This window comes from Amorphoplanes digitatis (assembly GCF_014205335.1).
Taxonomy (GTDB): Bacteria; Actinomycetota; Actinomycetes; order Mycobacteriales; family Micromonosporaceae; genus Actinoplanes; species Actinoplanes digitatus.
The window spans coordinates 7861654-7876044 of the sequence record NZ_JACHNH010000001.1 but is presented as its reverse complement, the minus strand read 5'-3'; the positions used below and the strand labels follow the sequence as shown (position 1 = coordinate 7876044).

Here is a 14391-nt window from a genome sequence, read left to right as displayed (position 1 = left end):
ATTTCCCTGCATGCCGGAGTTCGTGCCGCTCGCGGAGCGCATCGTCGACGCCATCCTGGAAACCGATCCCGCGATGGCGTCCTTCGCCGGTGACCATCGCTTCGACGATCGGCTGCCCGATCTCTCACCCGGCGCGGTCGCCGACCGGGTGGCCATGCTGCGCGACGCCGCCGACACGCTGGCGGGCATCGACCCCGACGCCTTCGGCGAGCAGGACCGGGTCGACCACGCCATCCTGTCCGCGGTCGTCGAGCGCGGCATGTTCGAGCTCGGCGACATCCGCGAGCACGAGTGGAACCCGCTCGAGCACAATCCCGGCCCGCTGCTGCACGCGCTGCTGTCGCGGCCGTTCGCCCCGGTCGAGGAGCGGCTCAGCAGCCTCGGCGGCCGGCTGGCCGCCATACCCGACGCGCTCGCCACCGCGCGCGCGGTCCTGCGCGACGTGCCGCGGCTGCACACCGAGGTCGCCATCGGCCAGTTCGCCGGCACGGCCGCCCTGATCCGGGGCGAGCTGCCCGGCATGCTGGCCGGTGCGCCGTCCCTGCGCGGCGCGATCGAGCCCGCGGCGGCGGCCGCGCTGGACGCGCTCGGCGAGTTCGACCTGTGGCTCAAGGCCGGCCTGGAGAGCGGCGATCCCGGCCGCGACCCGCGGCTGGGCCGGCCGCTGTGGGAGGCCCGGCTCTGGCACACGCTCGACACCGAGCTGCCGGCCGCCGAGGTCCTGGCCCGGGCCGAGCGCAATCTCGACGAGGCCGGCGAGCGGCTCCGCGAGGCCGCGGCCGAGCTGGTCGGCGGCCCGCCGACCGACGAGACGGTGCGCCGGGCGCTGGACACCCTCGCCGAGCGGCACCCCGACGACGAGACGATCGTCGACCTGGCCAAGGTGACGATGGCCGAGGCGACGGACTTCGTCCGCGAGCACGACCTGATGACGCTGATCGACGACCCCTGCGTCATCGAGGAGATGCCGGAGTTCGCCCGCGGCGTCGCGGTGGCCTACTGCGACCCGCCGGGCCCGCTGGAGACGGCGGACGTGCCGACGTTCTACTGCATCGCGCCGGCACCGGCCGACTGGCCGCGGGAGCGGGTGGAGTCGTTCTACCGCGAATACAACGACCACATGATGCGCAACCTGACGGTCCACGAGGCGATGCCGGGCCACTTCCTCCAGCTGGCGCACTCGCGCCGGTTCCGCGCCGGCACCCGGGCGCGGGCGCTGGGCTTCTCCGGCCCGTTCGTGGAGGGATGGGCGGTCTACGCCGAGGAGCTGATGGCCGGCCTGGGCTTCGGCGGCCCGCCGGTGCGCCTCCAGCAGCTCAAGATGCAGCTCCGGATGAGCCTCAACGCGATCATCGACCAGTTGACGCACTGCGAGGGCCTCGGCGAGCAGGAGGCCATGGCGATGATGACGGGCCGGGGCTTCCAGGAGGTCGGCGAGGCGGCCGGCAAGTGGAAGCGGGCGCTGCTCACCTCGACCCAGCTCTCCACCTACTTCGTGGGCTACACGGAGGTGTCGGCGATCGCGGCGGCCCGCCCGTTCGGCGCCACGCCGAAGGCCTGGCACGACGCCATGCTGGCGCACGGCTCACCGCCGCCGCGCCACCTGCGCACGCTGCTCGGCGTCTGACGGACGGCCGAGGACGGCTAGGGCCGGTCGCCGCCGGCCTGCGCGCGGCGATCCACCAGCTTCGCCTTCTTCGGCACCTCGAACATCTCGTCGGCGACCTTCTCCGCGTAGTGGGTCATCGCCACCTCCACCCGGACCGAGTTCAGGAAGCCGCTGAAGCTGCCGAGCGCGCCCTCGTTGGTGATGCACGTGGTGAAGTCCCGGGTCGCCGCGCCGTCCACCCCGGCGAGCCGCACGCACGTGGCGTGCCGTCCCGCGATTGTCGTGTCGTGCTGCACCACTTCGACGTCGTTGTCCAGAACGGCCGCGTTGAGCAGCGCCTGCACGGTCGACGGCAGCACCATGCCGGTGGCGTCCGCGCCCTCGAACACCTTGGCCGGTGGCGGGCTCGTCGGCGTCGCCGGCGCCGTCATCGTGCACGTCGTCGCGTTCGCCCCGGTGTCGCACAGGGTCGTCGCGTCCGTCGTCACGGTCACCTTTCCGCCCGGATACACGTACGCCGAACGGGTGGGCGCCTGCGCCTGCGCGACCGTCGCGGTCCCGCCGCCGGACAGGTGGTAGCTCGCCTCGTAGGTCAGCGCGGCCGCGCCGGACATCTGCGCGGCCAGGTCCGAGACCAGGTCGTTGCGGGCCAGGCCCTGGCCCGGATCGTCAAGGTCCGAGCAGCCCGCGGTCGCGGCGGCAAACAGCACGAGCACGGCCGCTACGGCGCGACGACGGGAGAGAAGCACGTGCCCACCTTTGCCGATGGCCGCAACCTCGCGCAAACCGGTATCCAGGGCAGAACCTACGCGCGGGAGCGGGACAGCAACTGCTGCCGCATCACGTAGCGGCGGATTATCCGGGCCTGGCTCTCGTCCGGGTCGAAGACGGCCACCATCTCCACCGACATCGGGCCCGGCGGCACCCGCTGCGGCAGCGCCGCGACCTTCGTCGCGACCGCGTCGAGCACGACCATCTCGGTGCCGAGCTGGATCTCCAGGCGCAGGTCGTCCCCGCCGTTGACCTCGGCGCCCGCGAAGTGGCCCCGCATGCTGTGCTCGCTGATGTCGCGGATCCAGCCGCTCGCGTCCGGGAAGCCCGCGCGGCGCAGGCGCACCTGCTCGCCGCCGCCGCCGCGGACGAAGTGCCGGTGCTGTTCGACGACGGGCTGCCGCTGCGCCTCGACCTCGATCATGTTCTCCTCGACGTCGGTCACCCGGCACAGCAGGGAGTACCGGCCGCGCGGGGCGGCCGACCAGCGCAGGGCGACGTTGGCGCCTACGCCGGGAACGGAGTCCCGGGGTGCCGACAGGATGAGGCGCGCGTCCTCGGAGTCGACGACACGGACGCGGGCGGTCTGCTCGTCGGAGACGGACATCTCGACGTACGAGCCGGCATCGGGCAGCAGCGGGAATGTGGTCATGGCGATTCACGAGATCGGCAGTTTCGCGACCCGCTTGAGGTATGTGGCGGCGGAAGTTCACCGGCCGCCGCCACGGCGGCCACAGCGAGTCGATACGCTCTAGCCCGTGGTGGGCCGCAGGGTCGCGGTCTGGAATCTATCCATACGAGCATGAGGAGCGACACGACACATGGCCACCATTGAAGCGATCGTCGCCCGCGAGATTCTCGACTCACGGGGCAACCCGACCGTCGAGGTCGAGGTGGGTCTTGACGACGGCACCATCGGCCGCGCCGCGGTCCCGTCCGGCGCCTCCACCGGCGCCTTCGAGGCGATCGAGCTGCGCGACGGCGACAAGGGCCGCTACCTCGGCAAGGGCGTCGAGAAGGCGGTCAGCAACGTCGAGGACAAGATCGCCGACGAGCTGCTCGGCTACGACGCCAGCGAGCAGCGCCTGATCGACGAGAAGATGCTCGCCGTCGACGGCACCGCCGACAAGTCGGAGCTGGGCGCCAACGCCATCCTCGGCGTGTCCCTCGCGGTCGCCAAGGCCGCCGCGCTCTCCGCCGAGCTGCCGCTGTTCCGCTACGTCGGCGGACCGAACGCGCACGTGCTCCCGGTGCCGATGATGAACATCCTCAACGGTGGCGCGCACGCCGACTCGAACGTCGACGTGCAGGAATTCATGATCGCCCCGATCGGCGCGCCGTCCTTCCGCGAGGCGCTGCGCACCGGCGCGGAGGTCTACCACGCGCTCAAGTCCGTGCTGAAGAAGAAGGGCCTCTCGACCGGCCTTGGCGACGAGGGCGGCTTCGCGCCGAGCCTGCCGACCAACGCCGCCGCGCTGGACCTGATCGCCGAGGCCGTGCAGGCCGCCGGCTTCAAGCTCGGCACCGACATCGTGCTGGCCATGGACGTCGCGGCGACCGAGTTCCACAAGGACGGTGCGTACGTCTTCGAGGGTTCGCCGAAGTCGACCGAAGAGATGATCAACTACTACGCCAAGCTGGCCGAGACGTACCCGATCGTCTCCATCGAGGACCCCCTCGACGAGGAGGACTGGGCGGGCTGGACCGCGCTGACCTCGCAGATCGGCGGCAAGGTGCAGATCGTCGGCGACGACCTGTTCGTGACCAACCCGACCCGCATCGGCCGGGGCATCGCCGAGGGCGCCGCGAACGCGGTCCTCGTCAAGGTCAACCAGATCGGCTCGCTGACCGAGACCCTGGACGCCGTCGACCTGGCGCACCGGGCCGGCTTCAAGACGATGATGAGCCACCGCTCGGGTGAGACCGAGGACACCACGATCGCGGACCTGGCCGTCGCCGTCGGCAGCGGGCAGATCAAGACCGGCGCGCCGGCCCGTTCGGACCGCGTCGCGAAGTACAACCAGCTCCTGCGCATCGAGGAGGAGCTCGGCGATGCCGCGCGGTACGCCGGGGCGGGCGCGTTCCCCCGTTACCGCTCCGCGTGACCCTGCGTCGATAGATCATGGAGTTGTGGCTCCGCGTTTCGTGGGCATAGTGTCGAGAGGCAGGTGCCGCAACTCCATGGTCGTGGCGAGCTCCCGGGGAGGGGCAGGGTATGACGCAGCGCCGCATGCCCAACTCCCATGGGCTCAGCGGGCAGGGGCCGTCGCGACGGCCCACCGGACACGCGGGACGCCCGGGTAGTCGTACGACCGCCCGGCCGAGCCGCACCCGCGACACGGCGGACACCCGGATAGAGCCCCGCCGGACACCCGCCGCTCGCAACACGGCCGGCATCCGCTCCGGCAGCCGGCCCGCCGCCGCGCGGCGCGCGGCCGCGACGGGCGCCACCAAGCGCACGGTCGCGACCCGGCCCCGGGCCTTCACCGGCCGGGCGACCGTCCTGATCGTCGTGCTGGTCACCCTGGCACTCGCCTACACCTACCCGGTTCGCGTCTACCTCGCGCAGGAGTCGCAGATCGCACAGATGCAGGCCGATCAGGCCGCGCAGCAGGCCAAGATCAAGGGCCTGAGCGACGAGGTCGAGAAGTGGAAGGACAAGGAGTACGTCCGCATCCAGGCCCGGGACCGGCTCTTCTATGTGCGCCCGGGTGAGATCCCGCTGCTCGTCCTGCACGACCCCGAAGGCGCCGCCCGCGCCGCGGGCAGGACCTCGGCGTCGGACGCCCCCGACCGCTGGTACGACACGCTCTGGGGCAGCGTCGCCGCCGCCAACGCAGAATCCCGAAAGTAGATGACGACTCCTACCGAGGCCGATCTCGAGATCGTCGCCCAGCAACTGGGCCGCAGCCCCCGTGGTACCCGCGCCGTCGCGCACCGCTGTCCCTGCGGCAACCCGGACGTGGTGGAGACCTCGCCGCGGCTCGACGACGGCACCCCGTTCCCCACGCTGTTCTACCTCACCTGCCCGCGCGCCACGGCGGCCTGCAGCCGGCTGGAGTCGGCCGGCGTCATGCGCGACATGCAGGACCGGCTCGCCACGGATCCGGTGCTCGCCAAGCAGTACGCCGAGGCGCACGAGGACTACCTGCGGCGCCGCGAGGCGGTGGAGCACGTCGCGGAGATCGGCAAGGTCTCCGCGGGCGGCATGCCCGACCGGGTGAAGTGCCTGCACGTGCACCTCGGCCACGCCCTGGCGGCGGGGCCGGGCGTGAACCCGTTCGGCGACGAGGTCCGCGAGGCGGTCGGGTCGTGGTGGACAGGCGGTCCGTGCGTGCGGCCGCAGGCTGAATAAACTCTTCTCTCATGCAGGTCGAGATCCGCCGGGCGCGGACGTCCGATGTCCGGGCGATCCGGGCGCTGGTGGACACCTACACCTCCGATCGCCGGCTGCTCAGCAAGGCCACCGTCACGCTGTACGAGTCCGTGCAGGAGTTCTGGGTCGCCGTCGACACCGAGGGCGACCGGGTGGTCGGCTGCGGCGCGCTGCACGTGATGTGGGAGGACCTTGCCGAGATCCGCACGGTCGCGGTCGACCCGGTCTGCCGCGGTCTCAAGATCGGCCACCGCCTGGTGTCGGAGCTGCTCGGCGTCGCCCGCGAACTCGGCGTGGCCCGGGTCTTCTGCCTCACGTTCGAGACGCGCTTCTTCGGCTCGTTCGGCTTCACCGAGATCGACGGCGCGCCCGTGCCGCACGGCGTCTACGAGCAGCTGCTGCGCTCGTACGATGAGGGCGTCGCCGAATTCCTCGATCTTGAGCGGGTCAAACCGAATACCCTCGGCAACACCAGAATGCTCCTCCATCTCTAGGGGAAAAGCGTGCGCGTCGCGGCAATCGACTGCGGTACCAACTCGATCCGCCTGCTCATCGCGGACGTGCCCGGCCGGAGCGACGGGGCTCTGTCCGATGTGGCCCGTCGGATGGAGATCGTGCGGCTGGGCGAGGGCGTGGACCGTACCGGTCGGCTGGCCACGGAGGCGATCGAGCGCACCCGGGTTGCCCTGCTGGGCTACGCGGCGGAGATCGCCGAGCTGGGTGTCGACCGGGTCCGCATGTGCGCGACCTCGGCCTCCCGGGACGCCGCGAACGCGGCGGACTTCGCGGCGATGGTCCGCGCGACCCTCGGCGTCGACCCGGAAGTGATCACCGGCGACGAGGAGGCTCGGCTCTCCTTCACCGGCGCGGTGCGGGGACTGACGGCGCCGGGGCCGTATCTGGTGGTGGACATCGGCGGCGGCTCGACCGAATTCGTGGTCGGCGGCGCGGAGGTCGAGCACGCGATCTCGGTGGACATCGGCTGCGTCCGGATGACCGAGCGGCATCTGCACGGCAACCCGCCGACCTCGGCGGAGATCGCCGCGGCGGAGGCGGACATCACGAGGGCGGTCGACACCGCGCTGCGGGCGGTGCCGGGCCACGGCCCGGCGACGCTGGTCGGCCTGGCCGGTTCGGTCACGACGGTGGCGGCACTGGCCCTGCACCTACCCGAGTACGACGCGACGCGCATCCACCACGCCCGCATCGCGTACGACGAGGTGGCGAAGGTGACCACCGGACTGCTGGAGTCGACGGTCGCGGACCGCCTCGCCCTGCCGGTGATGCACCCGGGCCGGGCCGACGTGATCGGCGGGGGCGCGCTCATCCTGCGCATCATCATGGAGCGCGCGGGCGCGGCATCGGTGGTCGCCAGCGAACACGACATCCTCGACGGCATCGCCTACGGACTCGGCTAGAGCGACCTCGCGTACCAGTCGTTCGTGTCGCGGCACTTGTCGAAGCCGACCGCCTCGAACTCGTCCCACGAGTCGCCCCGGTCGACGCCGAACCACCGCAGCACCTGGTTGATGGCGTGGTCCCGTGGGTCGTCGACGATCTCGAACCAGTCGTCCTCGTAGCCGTCGGACGTGAATCGCGGCCCGAACGCGACGTCACCGCCGCGCCAGCCGATCGCCTCGTGCCAGCCGAGGCTGCCGAAACTCTCCTGGCCGACGAACGCGATCGGCGCCTCTGCCGAGAGCCGGCGACCATGCTCGGCCAAGGTCGTCGACAGATATCTGAACTGTCCATACAGGTCCGGCCCGCCGCCTATGGTCTTGGAAACCTCGTTGCTGAACGGGATCAGGGCCAGCCCGAAGGGCAGTTCCACCACGATCGCGCCGACGCTGGTGGCCCAGGCGCGGCCGGCCGGGGTCGGCCGCATGACAAAGGCCGAAAGATTACTACTCATGGAGATCATTGTGGTGGCCGCGCGCAATCGGCCCGATCGGCGTTGATCTGTCTTTGACACTACTTCGCATCGCGAAGTAGTGTGCACCGCGTGGATACCACACAGCTCCTCAAGGGAGTGCTGGATCTCGCCTGCCTCGCCGCCCTTCGCGAGGACGACGGCTACGGCTACGACATCCTGCGCCGCCTGCGCATCGCCGGCCTGACCGACGTCGGCGACGCCTCCGTTTACGGGACCCTGCGCCGGCTCTTCAACGCCGGCCTCCTCACCACGTACGTGGTGCCCAGCGACGAGGGCCCGCACCGCAAGTACTACGCGCTCAACGCCGCCGGCCGCGCCGAGTTGCAGCGGTCCGGCAAGATCTGGCAGGGCTTCGCATCCACGATGAACGATCTGCTTCGCGAGCGGGAGACGCCGTGACCACCACAGCTCAGGACGAGATCAACCTCTACGTGTTCGCGGTCCGTGCGGCGCTCGGCGACCTGCCGGAGTCCCTGCGCGACGAGCTGCTCGAGGACCTGCCGGAGCACCTGGCCGAGGTGCTCGCCGACGGCGGCGGCACGCTGACCGAGCGGCTCGGCAGCCCGGAGGCCTACGCGGCCGACCTGCGCGGCACCGCCGGTTTCGTCGGCGGCTTCCCCGACCCGCCGAGCCGCGCACACCAGCTCTTCGAGCTGCGCGACCAGGCCCTGGTCCGGCTGAGCGCCGTCGACGCCCGGCTCGGGCCGCTGCTCGGATACTCCAGGGTCAGCGAGTTCCTGCTCCTGCTCCGCCCGGCCTGGTGGGTCCTGCGCGGTTACCTCGCGGCGATGGTGCTGGCCTGGATGCTCGACGACAGCGGGCAGCCGATCGGCCTGCTGCCGCGCATCGGCGGCAGCGAGGTCGTGGCCCTGCTGCTGCTCGGCATCGGCGTCCTCGGCTCGATCTGGCTCGGCCGGCGCTCGCTGCGGCTCACGAAGTGGCCGCGCATGTCGCTCTACGCCGCGTCGGTGATTCTGGTGCTGGTCGCGCTCGGCGGATTCAGCTCCGCCGACAGCAGCACCCGGGACTCGTACTACACCGACGTGAACTACGACAATCCCTACAGCAACATAGAGGACCTCTTCGTGTACGACGAGCAGGGGCGCCTGGTCGACAACGCGCGGATCTTCGATCAGAACGGCGAGCCGCTGCGCCTCGGCAACCCGTACTGCACCGACGAGACGGGCGCATACACCGAGGTGGAGACGCTCACCTATCCGTACTGCCCGGGCCGGGCGCCGTACCGGCTGCCGGAGCAGGCCGATCCCGCGACCAGCGCCGGTCCCGCCGCGAGCGCCGATCCCGCCGAGGAGGCGTCGCCGGGCACCCGGCCGGTGCCGGCGCCGCCCGGAAGTTCCCGGGTCAGCCCTTCGGCCACTACCGAACCGGGCCCTTCGGCCAGCGCCGCGGCGACTTCGGTCGCGCCGAGATGAACCTGGGCTGACGGGGTCGCGGGGTGGCCTGCCAATCGCTAGGTTGTGCTGCGATCGGCCGACCCCCTCGGCCGGACCTCGAAAGGAACCATAGTGAGCAACCCGGTTGCGTCTCCGCCCCCCGCCGGCGACGGTTTCCCGCCGCCCGTCTCCGAGGGCGCCGGCGCTCCCGTGCCGAGCCAGCCGTTCGGCGCGCCGCCGGTCGACGGCCAGCCCGTCGGCGACCCGGCGCAGCAGGGCTTCGGCTCCGCGCCCCAGCAGGGTTTCGGCACTCCGGCCACCTTCCCCATCGAGCCGGAGAAGAAGAAGCGGGGCAACGCCGCCAACCTCGCGCTGCGCATCGTCGGCATCATCGTCGTCTCGGTGATTATCTTCGTCGGCAAGGGCTACTTCTTCGGTGACAAGGCGAAGGACGCGGCCGTCGGCGACTGCGTCGCGTCGTCGCAGAACGTCAAGGTCGACGAGGAGACCGAGGCGCAGGCCGAGGTCGTCGACTGCGCATCGAAGGAGGCCGCGTTCACCGTGGTCGGCCGGGTCAACGGCGAGACCGACACCGACAGCAAGTCGTGCGAGAAGTACTTCAAGGAGAACGAGGAGTACTACGTCTACAGCAGCACCGCCGGCGGCGGCTACCTGCTCTGCCTGCGGCCCAAGGCCTGATCTTCACCCGTACGGCGGGAGCATCCACCCCGGGTGCTCCCGCCGTCGCGTGCGGTGCTGTGCTTGACCGCGTGCCCAGCCGTACCCCGCAGGAGGTCGCCGCCCACGCGGCCGCGGCGGCCGACCTGCCCGCCGTCGACGCCGGCGTCGCCGACTGCTTCGCGTGCCCGCGCCTGGTCGCCTGGCGCGAGGAGGTCGCGGCCGTCAAGCGGGCCTCCTTCCGCGACCAGGACTACTGGGGCCGCCCGGTGCCGGGCTTCGGCCCGGCCGGCGCCACCATCGCGATCCTCGGCCTCGCGCCCGCCGCGCACGGCGGCAACCGCACCGGCCGCATCTTCACCGGCGACCGCTCCGGCGACGTGCTCTTCGCGGCCCTGCACCGGGCCGGCCTGGCCAACCAGCCGACGAGCGTCGCCGCCGACGACGGCCTGGCCCTGCACCACACCCGGATCTTCGCGGCGGTCCGCTGCGCACCGCCGGACAACAAGCCGCTGCCCGCCGAGCGGGACGCCTGCGCGCCCTGGCTGCACCGTGAGCTTGATCTCATCAGGCCCACGCTGCGGGTGGTGGTAGCGCTCGGCGCCTTCGCCTGGGCGGCCTGGTGGCCGGCGATGACCGCCGTCTACGGCGTCCGGCCGCCCGTGCCGCGCCCGGCCTTCGGGCACGGCGCGCAGGTCAGCGTCGCCGGCGCGCCCGACCTGCTCGGCTGCTACCACGTCTCGCAGCAGAACACCTTCACCGGCCGGCTCACACCCGTGATGCTCGACGATGTCTTCGCCGATGCGAAACGCCGCGCGGGCCTGGCATGATGCGGAGTCTGCCGAAATTTCGGAGCATCGAAACCTAGGGCTCGAATTGGATCTCGCCGCACTCCGTCGCTGGTGGCCGCTGGCCGCCGTCCTCGGGCTGCTCTTTCTCGCCTCGCTGGCGGCCACCCACTCGGCGCCGCAGCTCGAGCGCTTCAACCCCGACGCCGCGCCGGCCACCGAGGCCCCGCCGCTGCTGCCGCCCTCGCGGGAGGCGGTCGTCCGCCCGTCCGCGGAGCCGGTGGCGGGCGGCGACCTGCCCGACTGGGTCGGCCGGGTGGCCCTTGTCGTGCTCGGGGTCCTCGCCCTGGCGATTCTCGGGCTCGTCGTCTGGGCCGTGCTGCGCCACCAGCTCGGCCGCCGCGGCACCCGCAAGGGCCGGCTCGACACCCGGCGGCGGGAGCCGCGCACCGCGGAGGACCTGGTCGCGGCCCTCGACGCCGGCCTCCAGGAGCTCTCCGACACCGACCGGGACCCGCGCCGGGCGGTGATCGCCTGCTGGGTCCGGCTCGAGGACGCCGCGGCCGCGGCCGGCACGCCGCGGCACGCGGGGGACAGCCCTACGGACCTGGTCGCCCGCCTGCTCGCCGAGCAGCGGGTCGACGCGGGCGTGCTCACCCCGTTCGCGGCCGTCTACCGGCAGGCCCGCTACGCGACGCACACCGTCGACGACCAGATGCGCCGCCAGGCCCGCACCGCGCTCGAGCGCCTGCGCGCCGACCTGGGGGCGGGGGTGCCGTCATGAGCGAGCTTGCGAGCGAATCATCAACTCAGTCCAAAACCCATGTCGTCGCCGGAGCGCCAGCGGAGGTGACGGCATGAGTGACGGGGGGCTTGAGGAGCTTTTCGGGAGCCGCGGGGACGAGGCGTTCGTCGAGGAGCCCGGTGAGGTCGTCGAGAAGCCGCGTTCGAGGGCCGGATGGATCTTCCGCAATGTGGCGCTGATCGTGGTGGCGACCGTCGTCACGGTCGCCGGGCTGCGGTCGCGGGGCATCAGCGTCTCGATCCTGCTGATCGTGGCGGCATTCGTGGCGCTTCGCCTGCTGATGCTCGCGGTGTCCGAAGTGGCCCCGCCGGTGCCGCCGCGCCGCTCCGCGTCGCGCGGCGCGGACTCCTCCGGCAGCCGGCTGGCCGGCACCGACACCCTGCGCGCCGCGGTGCGCCGCTGGGAGCGGCAACTGGACTGGTCGCAGAGCGACGCGGAGAAGTTCTCGCGTAACGTCCTGCCCGTGCTCGCCGAGCTCGCGGACGAGCGATTGCGGCTCAAACACGGCATCACCCGGTCGTCGGATCCGCGGCGCGCCCGGGAGCTGCTGGGCGAGCCGCTGTGGGGGTTTCTGGACGCGCCGGTCCGGCGCGGGCCGAAGGCGCGCGAGCTCGCCACCTACGTCGATGCACTAGAGAGAATCTGAGAGGGTGGTTCGGTGACGGACGCGAGCGTGGAGATCCTGCCGCCGTACGAGGTGCACAGGATGGCCGGCGCTGTCCTGGACTCGGTCGGCAGCGTCGTTGTCGGCAAGCGGGACGCCCTCGAACTGGTGCTGGCGGGCATCCTGGCCGGCGGTCACGTGCTGCTCGAGGACCTGCCCGGCCTCGGCAAGACGCTGACCGCCCGGTGCTTCGCCCAAGCGCTCGGGCTCGACTTCCGGCGGCTGCAGTTCACCCCCGACCTGCTGCCGGCCGACGTCACCGGCTCGTTCCTCTATGACCAGCGCAAGGGCGACTTCGCCTTCCGCGCCGGCCCGGTCTTCACGAACATGCTGCTCGCCGACGAGATCAACCGGACGCCGCCGAAGACCCAGGCCGCCCTGCTCGAGGCCATGCAGGAGAAGCAGGTCTCGGTCGAGGGCGTCACCTACCGGCTGGACCCGCCGTTCCACGTCCTGGCCACGGCCAACCCGATCGAGTACGAGGGCACGTACCCGCTGCCGGAGGCCCAGCTGGACCGCTTCATGCTGCGCGTCTCGTTCGGTTACCCGACCCGGGACGAGGAGTGGGAGGTGCTGCGCCGCCGGATGTCCCGCCGCCAGGAGGACGCGCAGCTCGCGCCCGTCGTCGACGCCCGGCGGCTGATGGCCATGCAGGCCTCCCTCGAGCACGTCGCCGTCGAGGACTCGATCGGCCGCTACATCGTGGCGCTGACCTCCGCGACCCGTGAGCACGCCTCGGCGCTTGTCGGCTCCTCGCCGCGCGGCTCGCTGGCGCTGCTGCTGCTGGCCCGGGCTCGCGCCATCATGGCCGGCCGCGACTACGTGGTGCCCGAGGACGTCAAGGACGTGGCCGTGCCGGCGCTCGCGCACCGGATCACGCTGCGGCCGGAGATGTGGCTGCGCCGCGTCGACCCGTCCTTCGTGGTCCAGGAGGTGCTCCAGGCGGTGCCGGCGCCAGCCAGCGGCGCCCTGCCCACGTACGCGGGCGGGTACGCCGAACAGTGACAGCCATGGAGCCGCCGCCGCTGCGCGCCGCCGTACCCGCCGGGGTTGCGGCGGCGGAGGAGGCGTGGGCGGCGCCGGCCTGGGTGCCCACCCGGGCGCTCGGCCGCACAGTCCTGCTCACCGGCCTGCTGCTCGTGCTCGGGGTGGCGCTGGGCCGGGTCGACCTGGTGCTGCTCGCGGCGCCGTTCGCCGTCGGCGCGGCCATCGGCCTGCGCCGGATGCCCCGCTCGGCACCCGAGCTGACCATCGAGGCGGCCGAGGAACACATCGTCGAGGGTGGCCGGGTCGAGGCCGGGCTGACCGTCGCGAACCCCGACGTGATCACCTACGACCTGGTCGTGGTCCGCGCGCGCACGTCGCCGTGGCTGGAGCTGGAGAACGCCGACCGGCCGTTCGCGATCACCGTCGCGCCCGACGGCTGGACCGGCGTGGAGCTGCCCGGCGCGGCGCTGCGCTGGGGCCGGCACGACGTCGGTCCCGCCGCCGCCCGGGTCGCCGCCTGCGGCGGCCTGCTCGCCTGCCGGCCGGTCGTGACGCCGGCCCGGGGCGTGCGCGTCTTTCCCGAGACCGAGCCGTTCGCGGCCACCGAGGCGATGCCCGCGGCGGCCGGCCTGGTCGGCAACCACCGGTCGCGGCGGCCGGGCGAGGGCGGCGAGCTCGCCGGGGTGCGCCCGTTCGCACCCGGCGACCGGCTGCGCCGCATCGACTGGCGGGTGTCCCTGCGCACCCGGGACCTGCACGTGGCCTCGACGCTCTCGGACCGCGACGCCGAGGTGCTGCTCCTGCTCGACGTGCTCGGCGAGGCCGGCGCGTCCGAGGGCGTCAAGGGCCGGGCGTCGGTGCTCGACACGACCGTGCGCGCGGCCGCAGCGATCGCGGAGCACTACCTCCAGCGCGGCGACCGGGTGTCGCTGTTGGAGTACGGCTCCACCGCGCGCCGGCTGCGGCCGGCGACCGGCCGCCGGCAATATCTGACGGTGCTCGAGTGGCTGCTCGACGTGCGCGCCGACAACAACGACGCCGACGGCCCGCACGAGCACGTCTTCGGCGCACACCACGTGTCGCCGGACGCCCTCGTCGTGGTGCTGACGCCGCTCGTCGACCCGCGCTCGGCCGACATGCTGGCGGGCCTGACCCAGTCCGGGCGGTACACGGTGGCCGTCGACACGCTCCCGGCCGGTGCCGCGCCGCCCAGCCGCGGACCGTGGACGCCGCTGGCCACGCGGCTGTGGCGGATGGAGCGGGAGAACGTGCTCGGCCGGCTGCGTGAGCACGGCGTGCCCGTGGTGACCTGGGCCGGGACCGGCAGCCTCGACCTGGTGCTGCGCGACGTGTCCCGGCTCGCCTCCGCGCCCCGGGGGCGCTGAC

At 72.4% G+C, this 14391-nt stretch carries 17 protein-coding genes; 14 read left to right on the top strand and 3 right to left on the bottom strand.

Translation table 11 applies throughout. The annotated features are described in order from the left end of the window. Nucleotides 1–10: 10 nt before the first annotated feature. Nucleotides 11–1627 (top strand): DUF885 domain-containing protein, encoded by a 1617-nt coding sequence (locus tag BJ971_RS34730; protein ID WP_184997527.1) that lies wholly within the window; start codon nt 11–13, stop codon nt 1625–1627. A gap of 17 nt (nt 1628–1644) precedes the next feature. On the opposite strand, the gene BJ971_RS34725 is transcribed toward BJ971_RS34730, so the two are convergent. Together BJ971_RS34725 and BJ971_RS34720 are read right to left on the bottom strand one after the other, a co-directional pair. Continuing rightward, on the bottom strand, nt 1645–2358 hold the full coding sequence (locus BJ971_RS34725) for a hypothetical protein (RefSeq protein ID WP_184997526.1): 714 nt from the start codon (nt 2356–2358) through the stop codon (nt 1645–1647). Between the two features lie 56 nt (nt 2359–2414). Next, nucleotides 2415–3032, bottom strand: a complete 618-nt coding sequence (locus BJ971_RS34720; protein ID WP_184997525.1) for a hypothetical protein — start codon at nt 3030–3032, stop codon at nt 2415–2417. 169 nt (nt 3033–3201) lie between these two features. On the opposite strand from BJ971_RS34720, the gene eno reads away from it, so the two are divergent. From eno to BJ971_RS34695, 5 genes are all read left to right on the top strand, one after another. Beyond that, a complete protein-coding gene (eno, locus tag BJ971_RS34715; RefSeq protein ID WP_184997524.1) occupies nt 3202–4485 on the top strand; it encodes a phosphopyruvate hydratase in 1284 nt (427 codons plus the stop codon). Nucleotides 4486–4595: 110 nt separating this feature from the next. Next, complete coding sequence (locus BJ971_RS34710) at nt 4596–5234, top strand: FtsB family cell division protein (protein WP_184997523.1); 639 nt, start codon at nt 4596–4598, stop codon at nt 5232–5234. After that, nucleotides 5235–5735 (top strand): DUF501 domain-containing protein, encoded by a 501-nt coding sequence (locus BJ971_RS34705; protein ID WP_184997522.1) that lies wholly within the window; start codon nt 5235–5237, stop codon nt 5733–5735. A gap of 11 nt (nt 5736–5746) precedes the next feature. Then, nucleotides 5747–6250, top strand: coding sequence for an amino-acid N-acetyltransferase (locus BJ971_RS34700; RefSeq protein ID WP_184997521.1), 504 nt, complete (start codon nt 5747–5749; stop codon nt 6248–6250). A 9-nt stretch (nt 6251–6259) separates the two neighbouring features. Next, entirely contained in the window at nt 6260–7174 is a 915-nt protein-coding gene (locus BJ971_RS34695; protein ID WP_184997520.1) for a Ppx/GppA phosphatase family protein, read from the top strand. On the opposite strand, the gene BJ971_RS34690 is transcribed toward BJ971_RS34695, so the two are convergent. After that, nucleotides 7171–7668, bottom strand: coding sequence for a hypothetical protein (locus BJ971_RS34690; RefSeq protein ID WP_184997519.1), 498 nt, complete (start codon nt 7666–7668; stop codon nt 7171–7173). The genes BJ971_RS34695 and BJ971_RS34690 overlap by 4 nt on opposite strands. Before the next feature lie 90 nt (nt 7669–7758). Here BJ971_RS34690 and BJ971_RS34685 point away from each other — a divergent pair, with 90 nt between their 5' ends. From BJ971_RS34685 to BJ971_RS34650, 8 genes are all read left to right on the top strand, one after another. Then, entirely contained in the window at nt 7759–8088 is a 330-nt protein-coding gene (locus tag BJ971_RS34685; RefSeq protein WP_184997518.1) for a PadR family transcriptional regulator, read from the top strand. Continuing rightward, nucleotides 8085–9122: an HAAS signaling domain-containing protein gene (locus tag BJ971_RS42735; RefSeq protein WP_239087625.1), complete on the top strand. Its 1038-nt coding sequence runs from the start codon at nt 8085–8087 to the stop codon at nt 9120–9122. Before BJ971_RS34685 ends, BJ971_RS42735 begins: the two co-directional genes overlap by 4 nt. A 93-nt stretch (nt 9123–9215) precedes the next feature. After that, nucleotides 9216–9782 carry an LppU/SCO3897 family protein gene (locus tag BJ971_RS34675; RefSeq protein ID WP_184997517.1) on the top strand — a complete coding sequence of 189 codons (567 nt, stop codon included), beginning with the start codon at nt 9216–9218 and terminating at the stop codon, nt 9780–9782. Nucleotides 9783–9853: 71 nt separating this feature from the next. Next, nucleotides 9854–10591, top strand: coding sequence for a uracil-DNA glycosylase (locus BJ971_RS34670; RefSeq protein WP_184997516.1), 738 nt, complete (start codon nt 9854–9856; stop codon nt 10589–10591). Between the two features lie 46 nt (nt 10592–10637). Continuing rightward, nucleotides 10638–11333 carry a DUF4129 domain-containing protein gene (locus tag BJ971_RS34665; protein ID WP_184997515.1) on the top strand — a complete coding sequence of 232 codons (696 nt, stop codon included), beginning with the start codon at nt 10638–10640 and terminating at the stop codon, nt 11331–11333. A 73-nt stretch (nt 11334–11406) separates the two neighbouring features. Beyond that, nucleotides 11407–12000 (top strand): hypothetical protein, encoded by a 594-nt coding sequence (locus tag BJ971_RS34660; RefSeq protein WP_184997514.1) that lies wholly within the window; start codon nt 11407–11409, stop codon nt 11998–12000. A 60-nt stretch (nt 12001–12060) separates the two neighbouring features. Beyond that, on the top strand, nt 12061–13023 hold the full coding sequence (locus BJ971_RS34655) for an AAA family ATPase (protein WP_184999262.1): 963 nt from the start codon (nt 12061–12063) through the stop codon (nt 13021–13023). Nucleotides 13024–13028: 5 nt separating this feature from the next. After that, nucleotides 13029–14390, top strand: a complete 1362-nt coding sequence (locus tag BJ971_RS34650; protein WP_184997513.1) for a DUF58 domain-containing protein — start codon at nt 13029–13031, stop codon at nt 14388–14390. Nucleotide 14391: the final 1 nt, after the last annotated feature.